Origin of the sequence: Paenibacillus macerans (assembly GCF_050565405.1) — a bacterium.
GTDB lineage: Bacteria > Bacillota > Bacilli > Paenibacillales > Paenibacillaceae > Fontibacillus > Fontibacillus macerans_B.
In genome coordinates this window covers 14,786-29,135 of the sequence record NZ_JBNYYG010000024.1, presented here as the reverse complement: position 1 = coordinate 29,135, position 14,350 = coordinate 14,786, and the positions used below count along the sequence as shown (strand labels likewise).

Sequence of the window (14,350 nt, the reverse complement as noted above, 5' to 3'; positions counted from 1 at the left end):
ACATGAATGGAGTGGACAAACGATGAAAATGACTTTTCGCTGGTTCGGCAGCGCCGACGATAGCGTAACCCTGGAGCAGATTCGCCAAATTCCCGGCATGACCGGCATTGTAGGAGCATTGTTTGACGTACCTGTCGGCGAGGTTTGGCCGAAGGAGAGAATCGCCAAGTTGAAAAAAGAAGTGGAGGATGCGGGGCTCGAGCTGGAGATCATCGAAAGCGTCAATATCCATGACGATATCAAAATCGGCTTGCCGTCCAGGGACCGATATATCGAGAATTACAAGCAGACGCTTCGCAACCTGGCCGAATACGGCATCAAAGTGATCTGCTATAACTTTATGCCGGTGTTCGACTGGACGCGTACCGATCTGGCCAAACCGCTCGCCGACAAATCGACGGTGCTGTCCTACAAGCAGGCGGTCGTCGATCAAATCGATCCGACCCGCATGATGGATACGTTTAAGGAATCGGCAAACGGATATTCCTTGCCGGGCTGGGAGCCGGAACGTTTGGCCGAATTGAAGACCCTGTTCCAAAAGTATGAAGGCTTGACTGAAGACAAACTATTCGACAATCTGCAGTATTTCCTGGAAGGGGTCATTCCGACCTGCATCGAATGCGACGTCAAGCTGGCCATCCATCCGGACGATCCGCCGTGGCCGATTTTCGGATTGCCGCGCATCGTGAAGAACGAGGCCGATCTGGAACGGATCGTGGGTCTCGTCGACAGTCCTTACAACGGGCTCACGTTGTGCTCCGGATGCCTGGGAGCCAATCCCGAGAACGATATTCCGAAGCTGGTCCGCCGGTTCGGGGCAATGGGTCGTATTCATTTTGCCCATGTTCGCAATATTAAAATTCATGAAAACGGGGACTTCGACGAATCGTCTCATCTATCCAGCGACGGTTCCCTGGACTTGTTCGAAATCATGAAGGCTTATCACGATATCGGATTTACGGGGTATGTCCGTCCGGACCATGGACGCATGATTTGGGGCGAAAAAGCACGCCCGGGATACGGGTTGTATGATCGTGCGCTTGGCGTAACCTACCTTAACGGCCTGTGGGAATCGATCGACAAATTAACCGTTAAATAAACCTGCAAAAGAAAAACCCTCAGCCGAAGCGGCCGGGGGTTTTTGGCTTATTCGAAATAATCCTTGAATTCGGCGATCACGGCGTCCTTTTCGTCGATCATCAGCTGCAGATGGCGGGATGCCAATTCTTCGGCTATTCGCGCGTCTCCTAGTTTGACAGCGTTCAGGATGTCCTTGTGATGCTCGATCAAATGCTGAAGGTCAAGGTTTAGAAAAGAGCTTCTCAGCCAGCGGTACCGGTTCAGGTGCGAATTGAACGACTGATGCCAGTTCCACACGTTTTCTTTATGATCGATTTGATAAAACATATAATGAAACTTCTCGTCGAGCTCGAAGAAATGCTCGGGCTTGTTCTTAAGCGAATAAAACTCCTGCAGATCGATGATATCCTGGATGGCGGCGATTTGTGCGTCGCTGATATGGTTGCAGCAATTGGACACGATCACCTTCTCGATGTTCTCGCGGACAAAACGGGCTTCTTCCGCCAGTTTCATATTGATTTTGGATACATAAGTCCCGCTTTGCGGAACGATCTGAAGCAAGCCCTCGCGGCTCAAGCGAATGAATACCTCGCGGACGGGCGTCCGGCTGGTGTTCGTTTGCTCGGCGATTTCCTGCTCGGAGATCTTTTGGCCGGGGGTATATTCCATGGTCAGGATCCGGTTCTTTACGGTATTATAGATGCTGTCCCGGTTGTTTGTGTACGAAGGCATGACTGATTTCTCCTATAATATTAATAGACCAGTTATCAACGGTTAAAATTAGGCTAACATATAATTCGCTAAAACGAAATAGCGGAATGAAATCACCCTCATTCATAATCCCAGATCCTTGATTTCGGCCATGCCGAAAACTTCAGATTTTATGCTTGCATTCCGCCTATGTTTTCTATATAATAGTGAATGTTGTTCTGTGACGTTGCGATGATGTGAGAGGTTACCGACACACCCGGCCCCTTTGCCATGGGAGCGTGAGTTGGAAAATTTTCACGGAGTATGTCCGATACTAAATTGGGCGATAGAAGGAGGGACTAAAATGGCAAAGCAAAAAATTCGTATTCGTTTGAAAGCTTACGACCACAGAATTCTTGATCAATCCGCAGAGAAAATCGTTGAAACGGCAAAACGTTCGGGTGCTGGCGTATCCGGGCCGATTCCGTTGCCGACCGAGAAACAAGTGATTACTATTCTCCGCGCGGTGCACAAGTACAAGGATTCCCGGGAGCAATTCGAAATGCGGACGCACAAACGTCTGATCGACATTGTGAACCCGACTCCACAAACTGTGGATGCCTTGATGCGCTTGGACCTGCCGTCCGGTGTAGATATCGAAATCAAATTGTAATACCTACTATTGTAAGGTAATCAGGAAAGGAAAAGAGGTGTCAACATGAAAGGTATCTTAGGGAAAAAACTTGGAATGACTCAAGTGTTTACTCCGGAAGGGAACGTAATTCCCGTGACGGTTATTGAGGCAAGCTCTAACGTGGTTCTGCAAAAGAAAGATCTGGAGAACGACGGTTACGAAGCGATCCAAATCGGCTACTCCGATAAGAAGGAAGCCAGAGCAAACAAACCGGAAGTTGGGCATGCGAAGAAAGCAGGCGCAACGCCTAAGCGCTACGTTCGCGAAATTCGCGGTGTTGATTTGGCAGGATACGAGGTTGGCCAAGAGGTCAAAGTCGATATTTTTGCTGAAGGCGAATTTGTTGACGTAACAGGTATTTCGAAAGGTAAAGGATTCCAAGGCGTTATCAAACGCTGGGGACAGAGCCGCGGCCCGATGGCGCACGGTTCCCGTTACCATCGCAGACCAGGTTCGATGGGCTCCATTCAAGCGAACCGCGTTCCGAAGGGCAAACACCTTCCGGGACATATGGGCAGCGAAACCGTAACGATCCAAAACCTTGAAGTCGTTCGCATCGACGCAGAACGCAACGTATTGCTTGTTAAAGGCTCGATTCCAGGTCCTAAAAACAGCTTCGTTAAAATCAAACAAACCATTAAGAAATAATCGTTATAAGAAAGGAGGAACAACAAATGCCAAAAGTAGCACTTTTCAATATTAGCGGTAGCCAAGTGGGCGAAGTGGAATTGAACGATGCCGTATTCGGGATTGAACCGAACACGCATGTTCTTCACGATGCTGTTGTGATGCAGCGCGCTTCCCTGCGTTTCGGTACCCATAAAGTTAAAGGACGCTCCGAAGTTCGTGGCGGCGGCCGCAAGCCTTGGAAACAAAAAGGTACGGGTCGTGCGCGCCAAGGCTCCATTCGCTCTCCGCAATGGGTAGGCGGCGGTACGGTATTCGGACCGACTCCGCGCAGCTATTCCTACAAATTGCCGAAGAAAGTACGTCGTTTGGCGATCAAATCGGCCTTGTCGTCGAAAGTGATCGACCAGGACATCATCGTGCTGGACGCACTTACGATGAACGCTCCAAAAACGAAAGAATTCGCAGCGATTTTGAACAACCTGAAAGTGGAACGCAAAGCACTGGTTGTAGCTCCTAGCTACGACGATAACCTGGCGCTTTCCGCGCGCAACATCCCAGGCGTTAAATTCGTAGCGGCTGACGGCATTAATGTTCTTGACGTGCTGACGCACGACAAACTGATCATTACGAAAGAAGCAGTTCAGAAGGTAGAGGAGGTGCTCGCGTAATGAAAGATCCTCGTGATATTATCAAACGCCCGGTGATTACGGAACGTACGGCTGAATATATGAGTGACTTGAAATATGTATTTGAAGTTGATATTCGCGCCAACAAAACCGAAATCAAGAAAGCTGTAGAAGCGATCTTTGGTGTGAAGGTTAGCAATGTGAACACCCTGCGCGTTCCTGGAAAGCCAAAACGTTACGGACGCCACTTCGGATACACTCCCGAATGGAAAAAAGCGTTCGTTACTCTGGCGGCTGACAGTAAACCGCTTGAATTTTTTGAATCGGTATAAAATCGTTTAAAGTAAGGAGGGAAATCTAGTGCCAATCAAAAAGTACAAACCGACATCCCCGGCAAGACGCGCCATGAGCGTGTCCACCTTCGAAGAAATTACGACGGATCAACCGGAGAAATCTTTGCTTGCGCCGCTGAGCAAAACGGCTGGCCGCAACAACCAAGGTAAAATTACCGTTCGTCACCATGGCGGCGGACATAAGCGTAAATACCGCATTATCGACTTCAAACGGAACAAAGATGGAATTCCAGGCCGCGTTGCTACGATCGAATACGATCCGAACCGCACCTCGAACATCGCTTTGATCCACTATGCCGATGGCGAAAAACGCTACATTATCGCGCCTAAAGGTTTGAAAGTAGGCGACGTGATCGAATCCGGCGCAGGTTCCGACATCAAAATCGGTAACGCTATGCCGCTGGAGAACATCCCGGTGGGTACCGTTATCCACAATATCGAACTGAAGCCCGGCAAGGGCGGACAACTCGTTCGCGCAGCCGGTACGGAAGCTCAATTGCTGGGTAAAGAGGACAAATACGTAACGATCCGCCTTTCTTCCGGCGAAGTTCGTAAAGTCCTGAAAGTGTGCCGCGCGACGATCGGTTCCGTAGGTAACGGTGACCATGAACTCGTGAAAATCGGTAAAGCGGGACGTAATCGCTGGCTCGGACAACGTCCGGAAGTGCGCGGTGTCGTCATGAACCCGAACGATCACCCTCACGGTGGTGGCGAAGGTCGCGCTCCGATCGGCCGTAAATCTCCGTTGTCTCCTTGGGGCAAACCGACCCTTGGTTACAAAACGCGTAAAAAAGGCAAAGCTTCTGATAAATATATCGTTCGCCGCCGTACGAAGTAATCCGCATTACGCGGATCACTTCGCGGCTTGTGGATAAAGCGGGCGAAACAAGCAGCGTAATGTGAAGGGAGGATAAATGAATGAGTCGCAGTCTGAAAAAGGGACCTTTTATTGATGGTTACCTGTTGAAGAAAGTGGAAGAAGCGAGCGCGTCGAACAAGAAAATCGTGATCAAAACGTGGTCCCGTCGCTCCACGATCTTCCCGCAATTCATTGGTCATACGTTTGGTGTATATGACGGCCGCAAGCATGTTCCGGTATACGTTACGGAGGACATGGTCGGACATAAACTGGGCGAATTTGCTCCAACCCGTACCTATAAAGGTCATACGGATGACGATAAGAAAACGAGACGTTAATTCGATAAGTTCTTCGTTTGAGAGGAGGTAATACACATGGAAGCAAAAGCACATGCAAGATCTATTCGTATTGCTCCCCGCAAAGCTCAGCTCGTTATCGATCTGATCCGCGGCAAGCAAGTCGGCGATGCGATCGCGATTCTCCGCCACACTCCAAAGGCGGCTTCCCCGATCGTGGAGAAGCTCTTGAACTCGGCGATTGCCAATGCTGAACACAACTATTCTATGGATGTTAATAAATTGGTGATTACGCAAGCATACGTAAACCAAGGCCCGACAATGAAACGTTTCCGTCCGCGGGCTATGGGACGCGCTAGCCGGATCAACAAACGCACCAGCCACATTACATTGGTGGTATCCGAAAAATAAGGAGGGAAAACGTGTGGGCCAAAAGGTAAATCCGGTCGGATTACGAGTAGGGATTATCCGTGATTGGGAATCCAAATGGTACGCAGGCAAAGATTTTGGTGATCTTTTGCTGGAAGACGTAAAAATTCGTGAACACCTGAAAAATAAACTGAAAGACTCCGCGGTATCTCGGATTGAGATCGAGAGAGCGGCTAATCGTGTGAACGTAACGATCCACACAGCCAAGCCGGGCATGGTTATCGGCAAAGGCGGTTCGGAAGTGGAAAACCTGCGTAACGAAATTACGAAAATCGCAGGTGGCAAAAAGGTTCACATCAATATTTCCGAAATCAAGCACCCTGACCTTGACGCAATTTTGGTCGCAGAAAGCATTGCACAACAATTGGAACGTCGCGTTTCTTTCCGTCGTGCGCTGAAACAAGCGATTCAAAGAACGATGCGTTCGGGAGCCAAAGGGATTAAAACAGCAGTCAGCGGTCGTCTCGGCGGTGCTGAAATTGCTCGTACGGAAGGCTACAGTGAAGGAACTGTTCCACTTCATACGCTCCGCGCCGACATCGATTACGGTACGGCAGAAGCGCATACGACTTACGGCCGCATCGGCGTAAAAGTATGGATCTATCGTGGAGAGGTTCTTCCTACGGCTAAGAAACAACAAGCTGCTCAGGAAGGAGGCAACTAATCATGTTGGTACCAAAACGCGTAAAACACCGCAAGCAACAACGCGGTAATATGAGAGGCCAAGCGAAAGGCGGCACCGAACTCAACTTCGGCGAATACGGCCTGCAAGCTCTTGAGCCAACTTGGATCACCAACCGTCAAATCGAAGCGGCGCGTATTGCAATGACGCGTTACATCAAACGTGGCGGTAAAGTATGGATTAAAATTTTCCCTGACAAGCCGATTACCCAAAAGCCTCTTGAAGTTCGGATGGGTAGCGGTAAAGGTAACGTAGAGAAATGGGTCGCAGTTGTGAAACCTGGCAAAATCATGTTTGAGCTTGCCGGCGTATCTGAGGAAATCGCACGTGAAGCAATGCGTCTTGCTGCTCACAAACTGCCGATCAAAACGAAGTTTGTGAAACGTGAAGAATTGGGTGGTGAAGCAAATGAAAGCTAATGAACTTCGCAACTTAACCACTGCAGAAATCGAACAAAAAATCGCAGGTTTCAAAGAGGAACTCTTTAACCTTCGTTTTCAATTGGCTACCGGCCAACTCGACAACCCGACTCGGATCCGCGATGTGCGTAAGGAAATAGCTCGTGCTAAAACCGTAATCCGTGAAAGAGAACTCGGGATCATCAGTTAAGAAGCGCTCAAGCGTAAGCGAAGCGCCTAAGTCCAGGAAGGAGGCTAACCATGAGCGAACGTAATAGCCGTAAAGTGCAAATTGGTAAAGTCGTCAGCGACAAGATGGACAAAACGATCGTTGTTGCTGTAGAAACCTACAAAAAGCATAATTTGTACCATAAGCGCATTAAATACACGAAAAAGTTTAAAGCGCATGACGAAAATAATACTGCGAAAATCGGAGATACCGTTAAAATCGCCGAAACTCGCCCGCTGTCCAAAGACAAACGCTGGAGACTCGTTGAAGTCGTTGAAGAAGCGGTTATTATCTAATAGCAAGGTAGCTTAGACCGAAAGGAGGAAATATCCATGATTCAACCATTTACACGTTTGCACGTTGCCGACAATTCCGGCGCGAAGGAACTGATGTGTATCCGCGTTCTGGGCGGTACCGGTCGTCGTACAGCACAAATCGGGGATCTGATCGTTTGTTCCGTTAAACAAGCAACACCAGGCGGCGTTGTCAAAAAAGGTGATGTAGTCAGAGCGGTTGTCGTTCGTACGAAACGTTCGGTTCGTCGTAAAGACGGTTCCTACATCGCATTCGACGAGAATGCAGCGGTTGTTGTTAAGGAAGATAAGAGCCCGCGCGGAACACGTATTTTCGGACCAGTAGCCCGCGAACTTCGCGACAAGGACTTTATGAAAATCGTTTCCTTGGCTCCGGAAGTGATCTAATTGTGACGCCCCTCTCGGGGAAGTGCGATAAACAGGAGGTGTAAAACCAAGTGCCTAGACTGAAAAAGATTCTTGAATCTCATAACAATAAGCTGCACGTCAAAAAAGACGATACGGTTATCGTGATCTCCGGTAAAGACAAAGGCAAAAAAGGCCGCGTCATCGCCGCTTATCCTCGCGAAAACCGCGTGCTTGTGGAAGGCGTGAACATGGTTAAGAAACATCAAAAACCAAATCAGCTGAACCCGCAAGGCGGCATCATCGAGAAAGAAGCTCCGATTCACGTATCGAACGTCATGCACGTTGATCCTAAGAGCGGAAAAGTAACCCGTATCGGTTACAAAGTATTGGACAACGGCAAGAAAGTTCGCGTAGCTAAGAGATCCGGAGAAGTAATCGACTAATCCAGGAACGTAAAGAAAGGAGGTCCATGATTCATGGCAGCAAGATTGAAAGAACGCTTTTTGAACGAAGTGACACCTGCTTTGGTTCAAAAATTCAACTATACGACAGTAATGCAAGTGCCTAAAATCGAGAAAGTCGTTATCAACATGGGTGTTGGCGAAGCTGTGGCTAACTCCAAAGTGCTTGATTCCGCAGTGAACGACATGCAGCTGATCGCTGGTCAAAAACCGGTTATCACTCGCGCCAAGAAATCCATTGCCGGTTTCAAACTTCGCGAGAACATGCCGATCGGCGTTAAAGTAACGCTGCGCGGCGAGCGCATGTACCATTTCCTAGACAAACTGTTTAACGTAACGCTTCCGCGCGTTCGTGACTTCCACGGCGTATCGACGAAAGCATTCGACGGTCGCGGCAACTATACGCTAGGTCTGAAAGAACAGCTCATCTTCCCTGAGATCGAATACGATCAAGTGGATAAAGTACGCGGTATGGATATCGTTATCGTCACTACGGCGAAAACCGACGAAGAATCCCGTGAGCTGTTGACGCAGCTTGGCATGCCATTTGTAAAGTAACTCTAAGTCAATAATTCTCCGAAAATATTTGGGAGGTGTCAGGCTAAAGTGGCAAAAACTTCGATGAAAGTTAAACAACAACGTACACCTAAATTCAAAGTGCGGGCATATACCCGCTGTGAACGTTGCGGTCGTCCACATTCGGTTTTGCAAAAGTTCAAAATTTGCAGAATTTGTTTCCGTGAATTAGCTTATAAAGGCCAGATTCCTGGCGTGAAAAAAGCAAGCTGGTAATTAATCAACAACGGGAAGGAGGTTTACACGTATGACTATGTCAGATCCAATTGCAGATATGCTTACACGTATTCGCAACGCGAACACAGTGCGTCACGAAACGGTAGAACTGCCTGCGTCCACGATCAAGAAACAAATCGCCGAAATTCTGAAGCGTGAAGGTTTCATTCGTGACGCCGAATATATCGATGATAACAAACAAGGGATGATTCGTATTTTTCTGAAATACGGCCCTAACAACGAACGCGTTATCTCCGGTTTGAAGAGAATCAGTAAACCAGGCCTTCGCGTGTACACGAAAAGCAACGAAGTTCCTCGTGTCCTCGGCGGTTTGGGTATCGCGATTATCTCCACTTCCAAGGGAGTCATGACCGACAAGGAAGCTCGCCAGTCCAAAGCCGGCGGCGAAGTTGTCTGCTACGTTTGGTAATTAACGTCTTATAACAAGGAGGTGCAATAAATGTCTCGTATTGGTCGCAAACCAATTACAGTACCAAGTGGTGTGGATATCACACTTGATAATAGCGTCATTACGGTAAAAGGGCCGAAAGGCACTTTGACTCGTGAGCTTCACAAGGACATCAAGGTAGCGGTTGAAGAAAACGTGATCACCATTGAACGTCCTTCTGACAATAAATTACATCGTTCTCTGCATGGCACGACTCGCTCCGTCGTGAGCAACATGGTCAGCGGAGTAACGGAAGGCTTCTCCAAATCGCTCGAGCTGGTTGGCGTCGGTTACCGTGCAAGCTTGACCGGCAACAAACTCGTTCTGAACGTAGGTTACTCCCATCCGGTGGAAATCACTCCGGAAGCAGGCATCGAATTTGAAGTGCCTACGAATACGAAGATCATCGTAAAAGGGATCAATAAAGAGCGCGTAGGTGAATACGCCGCTAAAATTCGTTCCGTTCGCGCACCTGAGCCGTACAAAGGCAAAGGGATCAAGTATGAAGGCGAACGCATCATTCGTAAAGAGGGTAAAGCCGGTAAGAAGAAATAAGTTTCTTCTTAGCGGACTTGTCCTTCTGGCGTCTTGAAATGAAATGTCTGTAACGGTAAACCGAAGGGAGTGAAAGGGAAGTCATGATTACTAAAGGTGATAAGAACAAAGCCCGTCTGAAAAGACATTTGCGTGTGCGTAAAAAAATCGAAGGAACGGCAGCTCGTCCAAGACTGAACGTATACCGTTCTTCCAAACATATCTACGCTCAATTGATCGACGACGTAGCAGGCGTAACGCTGGCTAGCGCTTCGACGGTTGACAAAGAGTTGAGCACATCGATCGGCAACGGCGGCAATGTGGAATCCGCTCGCAAAGTTGGCGAATTGATCGCAAAACGCGCTCAAGACAAAGGGTTCAAAAACGTTGTGTTTGACCGTGGGGGATACTTGTACCATGGACGGATTCAGGCGCTGGCTGACGCAGCCCGCGAAGCAGGCCTGGAATTCTAAAATATTCTCTAAAAGGAGGTTAACGACTTGCGTGTAGATCCGAACACTTTAGAACTGACTGAAAGAGTTGTAAATATTAACCGCGTAGCTAAAGTAGTTAAAGGCGGACGTCGTTTTAGCTTCAGCGCGCTCGTAGTTGTCGGCGACGGCAAAGGTTGGGTTGGCGCCGGTATCGGTAAAGCAGGCGAAGTTCCTGACGCGATTCGCAAAGGAATTGAAGATGCGAAGAAAAATCTTGTTCATGTTCCACTCGTGGGAACTTCGATCCCTCACCAAGTGATCGGGCATTTCGGCGCCGGCCGCGTGCTGCTGAAACCGGCATCCGAAGGTACCGGGGTTATCGCCGGCGGTCCGGTTCGTGCCGTACTCGAACTGGCTGGCGTGGGCGACATTTTGACAAAATCTTTAGGTTCTTCGAATTCCATCAACATGGTCAACGCGACTTTGGAGGGCTTGTCCCGTCTGAAACGCGCTGAAGATGTTGCGAAATTACGCGGTAAATCCGTCGAAGAACTTCTCGGTTAAGGAGGGAATCTCATGGCTAAACTGCAAATTACCCTCGTGCGTAGTTTGATCGGTCGTCCGGAGAACCAACGTACTACCGTGAAAACATTGGGACTTCGCAAAATCAACCAGTCCGTGGTTCACAATGATAATCCAGCCATTCGCGGCATGGTTAATCAAGTCAGCCACCTGGTTTCGGTTCAAGAAATCGAAGGTTAAGGATTTCGGGAACTTTTTAAGGGCCAACAATAAATAAGGAGGTGCAACGAACGATGAAGTTACATGAACTTTCCCCAGCACCTGGCTCCCGCCAAGAACGCAAACGCGTAGGCCGCGGTACAGGTAGCGGCATGGGTAAAACATCCACTCGCGGTCACAAAGGTCAAAACGCTCGTTCCGGCGGTGGTGTGCGTCCAGGCTTCGAAGGCGGACAAAACCCGCTGTATCGTCGCTTGCCAAAACGCGGGTTTGTTAATCCGACGCGGAAAGAGTACGCGATTGTGAACATCCAAGATTTGAACAACTTTGCGGCGGATACGGAAGTTACTCCTGAACTGTTGTTTGAACAAGGAATCGTGAAAGACGCGAAAAGCGGCATCAAGATTCTCGGCAACGGCGAAGTTACTGTCAAGTTGACAGTTAAAGCGAATAAGTTCTCCCAATCTGCGGTAGAGAAAATCGAGGCTGCCGGCGGTAAAACCGAGGTGATCTAATGTTTAAAACCATTAAGAACATATGGCATGTTCAGGACCTGCGCAACCGCATTCTCTTCACGCTGTTTATCTTTCTCATCTACCGGATCGGTTCTTTCGTTCCGGTTCCGGGCGTTAATAAAGACGTCTTTGAAGCGACGAACGGCGCCGGAAGCGATTTGTTCGGGCTCTTGAACACCTTCTCGGGTGGCGCACTCAAGAACTTCTCGATCTTCGCTCTCGGGATTATGCCTTATATCACGGCTTCCATTATCGTACAACTCTTGTCCATGGACGTTATTCCGAAGTTTGCGGAATGGGCCAAGCAAGGGGAACACGGCAAGAAGAAGATGGCCCAGGTTACCCGTTACGGTACGGTCATCTTGGCGATCATTCAGGCATTTGCCACATCGATCGGCTTCAACCGGCTGTATGGTACGGAAATGGTTCCAAACGCCACGTTTGCGGACTACCTCGTGATTGCGATTGTTTTGACAGCCGGTACTTCATTCCTTATGTGGCTTGGTGAGCAGATTACCGAGAAAGGGATCGGCAACGGGATCTCGCTGATTATCTTTGCCGGGATCGTGGCGGCGATTCCAACGCATATCCAGTCGATTGCTCAATCCGAGTTTATCGTTGAAGGCCAAGCGTTCATGAACGTCGTTAAATCGTTGGCTATCATCCTCGTGTGCGTGCTGATCGTCATTGGAGTCATTTACATCCAGCAGGCTGTACGGAAAATTCCGGTACAGTACGCAAAACGTGTGGTAGGCAACAAAATGTATGGCGGGCAGAATACGCATATTCCGCTCAAAATCAACGCAGCCGGCGTTATTCCGGTGATTTTCGCTGTCTCCTTGCTGCAATTCCCGATCGTGATCGCCAGCTTTTGGTCGACGCACACTTGGGCGCAATGGATCAGCAGCAACTTGTCCCATGACCGTCCGCTGGGGATGGTGCTTTATGTTGTCATGATCATCGGCTTCACGTTCTTCTATACGTTCGTACAGATGAACCCGCAGCAGATGGCGGACAACATGAAGAAAAACGGTGGGTATATTCCGGGGATTCGCCCGGGGAAAACGACCGCTACTTATCTGACCCGGGTCTTGACCCGTTTGACGATGACCGGCGCCCTGTTCCTCGCGGCTATTTCCATCCTTCCAATCGGTTTGGGTGCCTTGGCTAGTCTGCCGCGTACGGTTCAAATCGGCGGTACCTCGATCCTGATCGTTATCGGCGTTGCGCTGGATACGATGAAAACGATCGAAGGCCAGCTGATCAAGCGTCACTATAAAGGTTTTATCAATAAATAGTCGGTAGGTACCAGGAACAGGCTGTTCAACGGCCGTACCTGGCACCTAACTGCGCTATTTCTTGTTGTAGAGGAGTCTTGGAGGGAGTGAGAGACATGAACCTATTATTCATGGGGCCTCCTGGAGCAGGAAAAGGAACGCAAGCCGAGGTCATCGTTAACGAATTCGGTATTCCTCATATCTCTACCGGCGACGCATTTCGCCTGGCCATTAAACAGGAAACACCTGTGGGGATGAAAGCGAAGGAATATATGGATCAGGGACTTCTGGTGCCTGATGATGTGACAGTGGGGATCGTTCGCGAACGCCTGCAGCAGTCCGATTGCGAAAAAGGTTTTTTATTGGACGGATTTCCAAGAACCCTTTCGCAAGCGGAATCGCTGGAGGACCTGCTTCAAGGCATGGGTCGCAAGCTGGACCACGTCATCAACCTGAAAGTGGACCGGAACAAGCTGCTGGCGCGGCTGACCGGACGCCGGATCTGCAAATCCTGCGGTTCCACTTATCATGTGATCTTTAATCCTCCGGGGCAGGAGGGTGTTTGTGATAAATGCGGCGGCGAGCTGTATCAACGTTCCGACGATAACGAAGAGAGCGTAGGTACGCGGCTGGACGAATATATCAACAAAACGGCACCGCTTCTGAAGTTCTATGAGGACAAAGGCCTGCTGCGTCAAGTGGATGGTGAACAGGAAATCGATGCGGTCTCGAAAGAAATCGTATCACTACTGCGAGGTTAGGTGTAATGATCATTTGTAAATCCGAAACGGAACTGGGCTTTATGAGAGAAGCTGGGCGAATCGTAGCGGAAACGCACAGGCTCATGGCACAATCGATTGAGCCTGGAATTACGACGGGAGAACTCGATCAACTCGCCGATAAATACATTCGCAGTCAGGGCGCCGTTCCGTCCTTTAAAGGTTACAACGGTTTTCCTTACAGCATTTGCGCTTCGGTCAACGAAGAATTGGTACACGGATTTCCCGGCAAACGCAAATTGAACGAAGGCGATATCATCAGTTTGGATATCGGCGCGGAGTACCGTGGTTTCCATGGGGACTCGGCGTGGACTTATCCGGTAGGCGAAATTTCGGAGGAAGCCAAGAAGCTCTTGGAAGTCACCGAAGGATCGCTGTATGCGGGTCTCGCACTCGTTAAACCGGATGTCCGGTTGTTCACGATCTCGCATGCGATTCAGCAGTTTATCGAAGCTGCCGGTTTTTCCGTGGTTCGGGAATATGTCGGTCACGGCATCGGCTCGAATTTACACGAAGAACCGCAAATCCCGAACTATGGTTTGCCTGACCGGGGACCACGTTTAAAGCCTGGCATGGTCCTGGCGATTGAACCGATGGTTAACGTGGGGAAACGATATGTTAAAACGCTGGATGACAATTGGACAGTCGTAACGGTAGACGGCTCGTTATGCGCTCATTTTGAGCATACCGTAGCTGTAACTCCGGACGGCATGGAAATTTTCACGAAGCTGGATGCGTAGG

Annotated in this window: 26 protein-coding genes; 25 read left to right on the top strand and 1 reads right to left on the bottom strand. The window is 49.3% G+C overall.

Annotation, left to right across the window (positions count from 1 at the left end):
* Positions 1-22 precede the first annotated feature (22 nt).
* Positions 23-1,099 carry a mannonate dehydratase gene (uxuA, locus tag ACQ4N8_RS15495; protein ID WP_430705269.1) on the top strand — a complete coding sequence of 359 codons (1,077 nt, stop codon included), beginning with the start codon at positions 23-25 and terminating at the stop codon, positions 1,097-1,099.
* A gap of 47 nt (positions 1,100-1,146) precedes the next feature.
* On the opposite strand, the gene ACQ4N8_RS15490 is transcribed toward uxuA, so the two are convergent.
* Positions 1,147-1,812 carry a GntR family transcriptional regulator gene (locus ACQ4N8_RS15490; RefSeq protein ID WP_430705268.1) on the bottom strand — a complete coding sequence of 222 codons (666 nt, stop codon included), beginning with the start codon at positions 1,810-1,812 and terminating at the stop codon, positions 1,147-1,149.
* A gap of 322 nt (positions 1,813-2,134) precedes the next feature.
* Here ACQ4N8_RS15490 and rpsJ point away from each other — a divergent pair, with 322 nt between their 5' ends.
* The 24 genes from rpsJ (at position 2,135) to map (ending at position 14,349) form a co-directional block, all read left to right on the top strand.
* Positions 2,135-2,443 (top strand): 30S ribosomal protein S10, encoded by a 309-nt coding sequence (gene rpsJ, locus ACQ4N8_RS15485; RefSeq protein WP_006676490.1) that lies wholly within the window; start codon positions 2,135-2,137, stop codon positions 2,441-2,443.
* Positions 2,444-2,488: 45 nt separating this feature from the next.
* Positions 2,489-3,112, top strand: a complete 624-nt coding sequence (gene rplC / locus ACQ4N8_RS15480; RefSeq protein ID WP_430705267.1) for a 50S ribosomal protein L3 — start codon at positions 2,489-2,491, stop codon at positions 3,110-3,112.
* Positions 3,113-3,138: 26 nt separating this feature from the next.
* On the top strand, positions 3,139-3,762 hold the full coding sequence (gene rplD, locus ACQ4N8_RS15475) for a 50S ribosomal protein L4 (RefSeq protein WP_430705266.1): 624 nt from the start codon (positions 3,139-3,141) through the stop codon (positions 3,760-3,762).
* Positions 3,762-4,052 carry a 50S ribosomal protein L23 gene (gene rplW, locus ACQ4N8_RS15470; protein ID WP_430705265.1) on the top strand — a complete coding sequence of 97 codons (291 nt, stop codon included), beginning with the start codon at positions 3,762-3,764 and terminating at the stop codon, positions 4,050-4,052. The genes rplD and rplW overlap by 1 nt, the downstream gene beginning before the upstream one ends.
* 28 nt (positions 4,053-4,080) lie before the next feature.
* Entirely contained in the window at positions 4,081-4,911 is an 831-nt protein-coding gene (gene rplB / locus ACQ4N8_RS15465) for a 50S ribosomal protein L2 (protein WP_430705264.1), read from the top strand.
* Between the two features lie 80 nt (positions 4,912-4,991).
* Entirely contained in the window at positions 4,992-5,270 is a 279-nt protein-coding gene (gene rpsS, locus ACQ4N8_RS15460) for a 30S ribosomal protein S19 (protein ID WP_430705263.1), read from the top strand.
* Between the two features lie 36 nt (positions 5,271-5,306).
* Positions 5,307-5,639: a 50S ribosomal protein L22 gene (gene rplV, locus ACQ4N8_RS15455; RefSeq protein WP_059040325.1), complete on the top strand. Its 333-nt coding sequence runs from the start codon at positions 5,307-5,309 to the stop codon at positions 5,637-5,639.
* Positions 5,640-5,652: 13 nt separating this feature from the next.
* A complete protein-coding gene (rpsC, locus tag ACQ4N8_RS15450) occupies positions 5,653-6,321 on the top strand; it encodes a 30S ribosomal protein S3 (RefSeq protein WP_430705262.1) in 669 nt (222 codons plus the stop codon).
* A 2-nt stretch (positions 6,322-6,323) separates the two neighbouring features.
* Positions 6,324-6,758, top strand: coding sequence for a 50S ribosomal protein L16 (rplP, locus tag ACQ4N8_RS15445; protein WP_059040326.1), 435 nt, complete (start codon positions 6,324-6,326; stop codon positions 6,756-6,758).
* The gene (gene rpmC / locus ACQ4N8_RS15440; RefSeq protein ID WP_018753986.1) at positions 6,748-6,948 is read left to right on the top strand and encodes a 50S ribosomal protein L29; all 201 of its coding nucleotides are present in this window, start codon (positions 6,748-6,750) and stop codon (positions 6,946-6,948) included. The genes rplP and rpmC overlap by 11 nt, the downstream gene beginning before the upstream one ends.
* Before the next feature lie 50 nt (positions 6,949-6,998).
* Positions 6,999-7,262, top strand: coding sequence for a 30S ribosomal protein S17 (rpsQ, locus tag ACQ4N8_RS15435; RefSeq protein WP_430705261.1), 264 nt, complete (start codon positions 6,999-7,001; stop codon positions 7,260-7,262).
* 36 nt (positions 7,263-7,298) lie between these two features.
* Positions 7,299-7,667: a 50S ribosomal protein L14 gene (gene rplN / locus ACQ4N8_RS15430; RefSeq protein ID WP_059048890.1), complete on the top strand. Its 369-nt coding sequence runs from the start codon at positions 7,299-7,301 to the stop codon at positions 7,665-7,667.
* Between the two features lie 50 nt (positions 7,668-7,717).
* Positions 7,718-8,071, top strand: coding sequence for a 50S ribosomal protein L24 (gene rplX, locus ACQ4N8_RS15425; protein ID WP_009226649.1), 354 nt, complete (start codon positions 7,718-7,720; stop codon positions 8,069-8,071).
* A 33-nt stretch (positions 8,072-8,104) separates the two neighbouring features.
* Positions 8,105-8,647, top strand: a complete 543-nt coding sequence (rplE, locus tag ACQ4N8_RS15420) for a 50S ribosomal protein L5 (RefSeq protein ID WP_430705260.1) — start codon at positions 8,105-8,107, stop codon at positions 8,645-8,647.
* A gap of 48 nt (positions 8,648-8,695) precedes the next feature.
* The gene (locus tag ACQ4N8_RS15415) at positions 8,696-8,881 is read left to right on the top strand and encodes a type Z 30S ribosomal protein S14 (RefSeq protein ID WP_013312154.1); all 186 of its coding nucleotides are present in this window, start codon (positions 8,696-8,698) and stop codon (positions 8,879-8,881) included.
* A 31-nt stretch (positions 8,882-8,912) separates the two neighbouring features.
* Positions 8,913-9,311 (top strand): 30S ribosomal protein S8, encoded by a 399-nt coding sequence (gene rpsH / locus ACQ4N8_RS15410; protein ID WP_430705259.1) that lies wholly within the window; start codon positions 8,913-8,915, stop codon positions 9,309-9,311.
* 30 nt (positions 9,312-9,341) lie between these two features.
* Complete coding sequence (gene rplF / locus ACQ4N8_RS15405; RefSeq protein ID WP_430705258.1) at positions 9,342-9,884, top strand: 50S ribosomal protein L6; 543 nt, start codon at positions 9,342-9,344, stop codon at positions 9,882-9,884.
* 83 nt (positions 9,885-9,967) lie between these two features.
* Positions 9,968-10,336, top strand: coding sequence for a 50S ribosomal protein L18 (gene rplR, locus ACQ4N8_RS15400; protein ID WP_430705257.1), 369 nt, complete (start codon positions 9,968-9,970; stop codon positions 10,334-10,336).
* A gap of 27 nt (positions 10,337-10,363) precedes the next feature.
* Complete coding sequence (gene rpsE, locus ACQ4N8_RS15395; protein ID WP_430705256.1) at positions 10,364-10,861, top strand: 30S ribosomal protein S5; 498 nt, start codon at positions 10,364-10,366, stop codon at positions 10,859-10,861.
* Positions 10,862-10,873: 12 nt separating this feature from the next.
* A complete protein-coding gene (rpmD, locus tag ACQ4N8_RS15390) occupies positions 10,874-11,059 on the top strand; it encodes a 50S ribosomal protein L30 (protein ID WP_018753977.1) in 186 nt (61 codons plus the stop codon).
* A gap of 53 nt (positions 11,060-11,112) precedes the next feature.
* Positions 11,113-11,553: a 50S ribosomal protein L15 gene (gene rplO, locus ACQ4N8_RS15385; protein WP_430705255.1), complete on the top strand. Its 441-nt coding sequence runs from the start codon at positions 11,113-11,115 to the stop codon at positions 11,551-11,553.
* Complete coding sequence (gene secY / locus ACQ4N8_RS15380) at positions 11,553-12,851, top strand: preprotein translocase subunit SecY (protein ID WP_430705254.1); 1,299 nt, start codon at positions 11,553-11,555, stop codon at positions 12,849-12,851. The genes rplO and secY overlap by 1 nt, the downstream gene beginning before the upstream one ends.
* A gap of 95 nt (positions 12,852-12,946) precedes the next feature.
* The gene (locus tag ACQ4N8_RS15375) at positions 12,947-13,591 is read left to right on the top strand and encodes an adenylate kinase (protein WP_430705253.1); all 645 of its coding nucleotides are present in this window, start codon (positions 12,947-12,949) and stop codon (positions 13,589-13,591) included.
* Positions 13,592-13,596: 5 nt separating this feature from the next.
* Complete coding sequence (gene map / locus ACQ4N8_RS15370; RefSeq protein WP_430705252.1) at positions 13,597-14,349, top strand: type I methionyl aminopeptidase; 753 nt, start codon at positions 13,597-13,599, stop codon at positions 14,347-14,349.
* The last annotated feature ends 1 nt before the right edge of the window (position 14,350 follow it).

Excerpts from the sequence above, each read along its gene's own strand:
- rplV (WP_059040325.1), top strand. The coding sequence starts at position 5,307 with ATGGAAGCAAAAGCACATGCAAGATCTATTCGTATTGCTCCCCGCAAA.
- rplC (WP_430705267.1), top strand. The coding sequence starts at position 2,489 with ATGAAAGGTATCTTAGGGAAAAAACTTGGAATGACTCAAGTGTTTACT.
- rplF (WP_430705258.1), top strand. The coding sequence starts at position 9,342 with ATGTCTCGTATTGGTCGCAAACCAATTACAGTACCAAGTGGTGTGGAT.
- rpsH (WP_430705259.1), top strand. The coding sequence starts at position 8,913 with ATGACTATGTCAGATCCAATTGCAGATATGCTTACACGTATTCGCAAC.
- rplO (WP_430705255.1), top strand. The coding sequence starts at position 11,113 with ATGAAGTTACATGAACTTTCCCCAGCACCTGGCTCCCGCCAAGAACGC.
- ACQ4N8_RS15490 (WP_430705268.1), bottom strand. The coding sequence starts at position 1,812 with ATGCCTTCGTACACAAACAACCGGGACAGCATCTATAATACCGTAAAG.
- rpmD (WP_018753977.1), top strand. The coding sequence starts at position 10,874 with ATGGCTAAACTGCAAATTACCCTCGTGCGTAGTTTGATCGGTCGTCCG.
- rplE (WP_430705260.1), top strand. The coding sequence starts at position 8,105 with ATGGCAGCAAGATTGAAAGAACGCTTTTTGAACGAAGTGACACCTGCT.
- ACQ4N8_RS15375 (WP_430705253.1), top strand. The coding sequence starts at position 12,947 with ATGAACCTATTATTCATGGGGCCTCCTGGAGCAGGAAAAGGAACGCAA.
- rplD (WP_430705266.1), top strand. The coding sequence starts at position 3,139 with ATGCCAAAAGTAGCACTTTTCAATATTAGCGGTAGCCAAGTGGGCGAA.
- rpsJ (WP_006676490.1), top strand. The coding sequence starts at position 2,135 with ATGGCAAAGCAAAAAATTCGTATTCGTTTGAAAGCTTACGACCACAGA.
- rplR (WP_430705257.1), top strand. The coding sequence starts at position 9,968 with ATGATTACTAAAGGTGATAAGAACAAAGCCCGTCTGAAAAGACATTTG.
- map (WP_430705252.1), top strand. The coding sequence starts at position 13,597 with ATGATCATTTGTAAATCCGAAACGGAACTGGGCTTTATGAGAGAAGCT.
- uxuA (WP_430705269.1), top strand. The coding sequence starts at position 23 with ATGAAAATGACTTTTCGCTGGTTCGGCAGCGCCGACGATAGCGTAACC.
- rpmC (WP_018753986.1), top strand. The coding sequence starts at position 6,748 with ATGAAAGCTAATGAACTTCGCAACTTAACCACTGCAGAAATCGAACAA.
- rplW (WP_430705265.1), top strand. The coding sequence starts at position 3,762 with ATGAAAGATCCTCGTGATATTATCAAACGCCCGGTGATTACGGAACGT.
- rpsQ (WP_430705261.1), top strand. The coding sequence starts at position 6,999 with ATGAGCGAACGTAATAGCCGTAAAGTGCAAATTGGTAAAGTCGTCAGC.
- rpsS (WP_430705263.1), top strand. The coding sequence starts at position 4,992 with ATGAGTCGCAGTCTGAAAAAGGGACCTTTTATTGATGGTTACCTGTTG.
- rplP (WP_059040326.1), top strand. The coding sequence starts at position 6,324 with ATGTTGGTACCAAAACGCGTAAAACACCGCAAGCAACAACGCGGTAAT.
- rplN (WP_059048890.1), top strand. The coding sequence starts at position 7,299 with ATGATTCAACCATTTACACGTTTGCACGTTGCCGACAATTCCGGCGCG.
- secY (WP_430705254.1), top strand. The coding sequence starts at position 11,553 with ATGTTTAAAACCATTAAGAACATATGGCATGTTCAGGACCTGCGCAAC.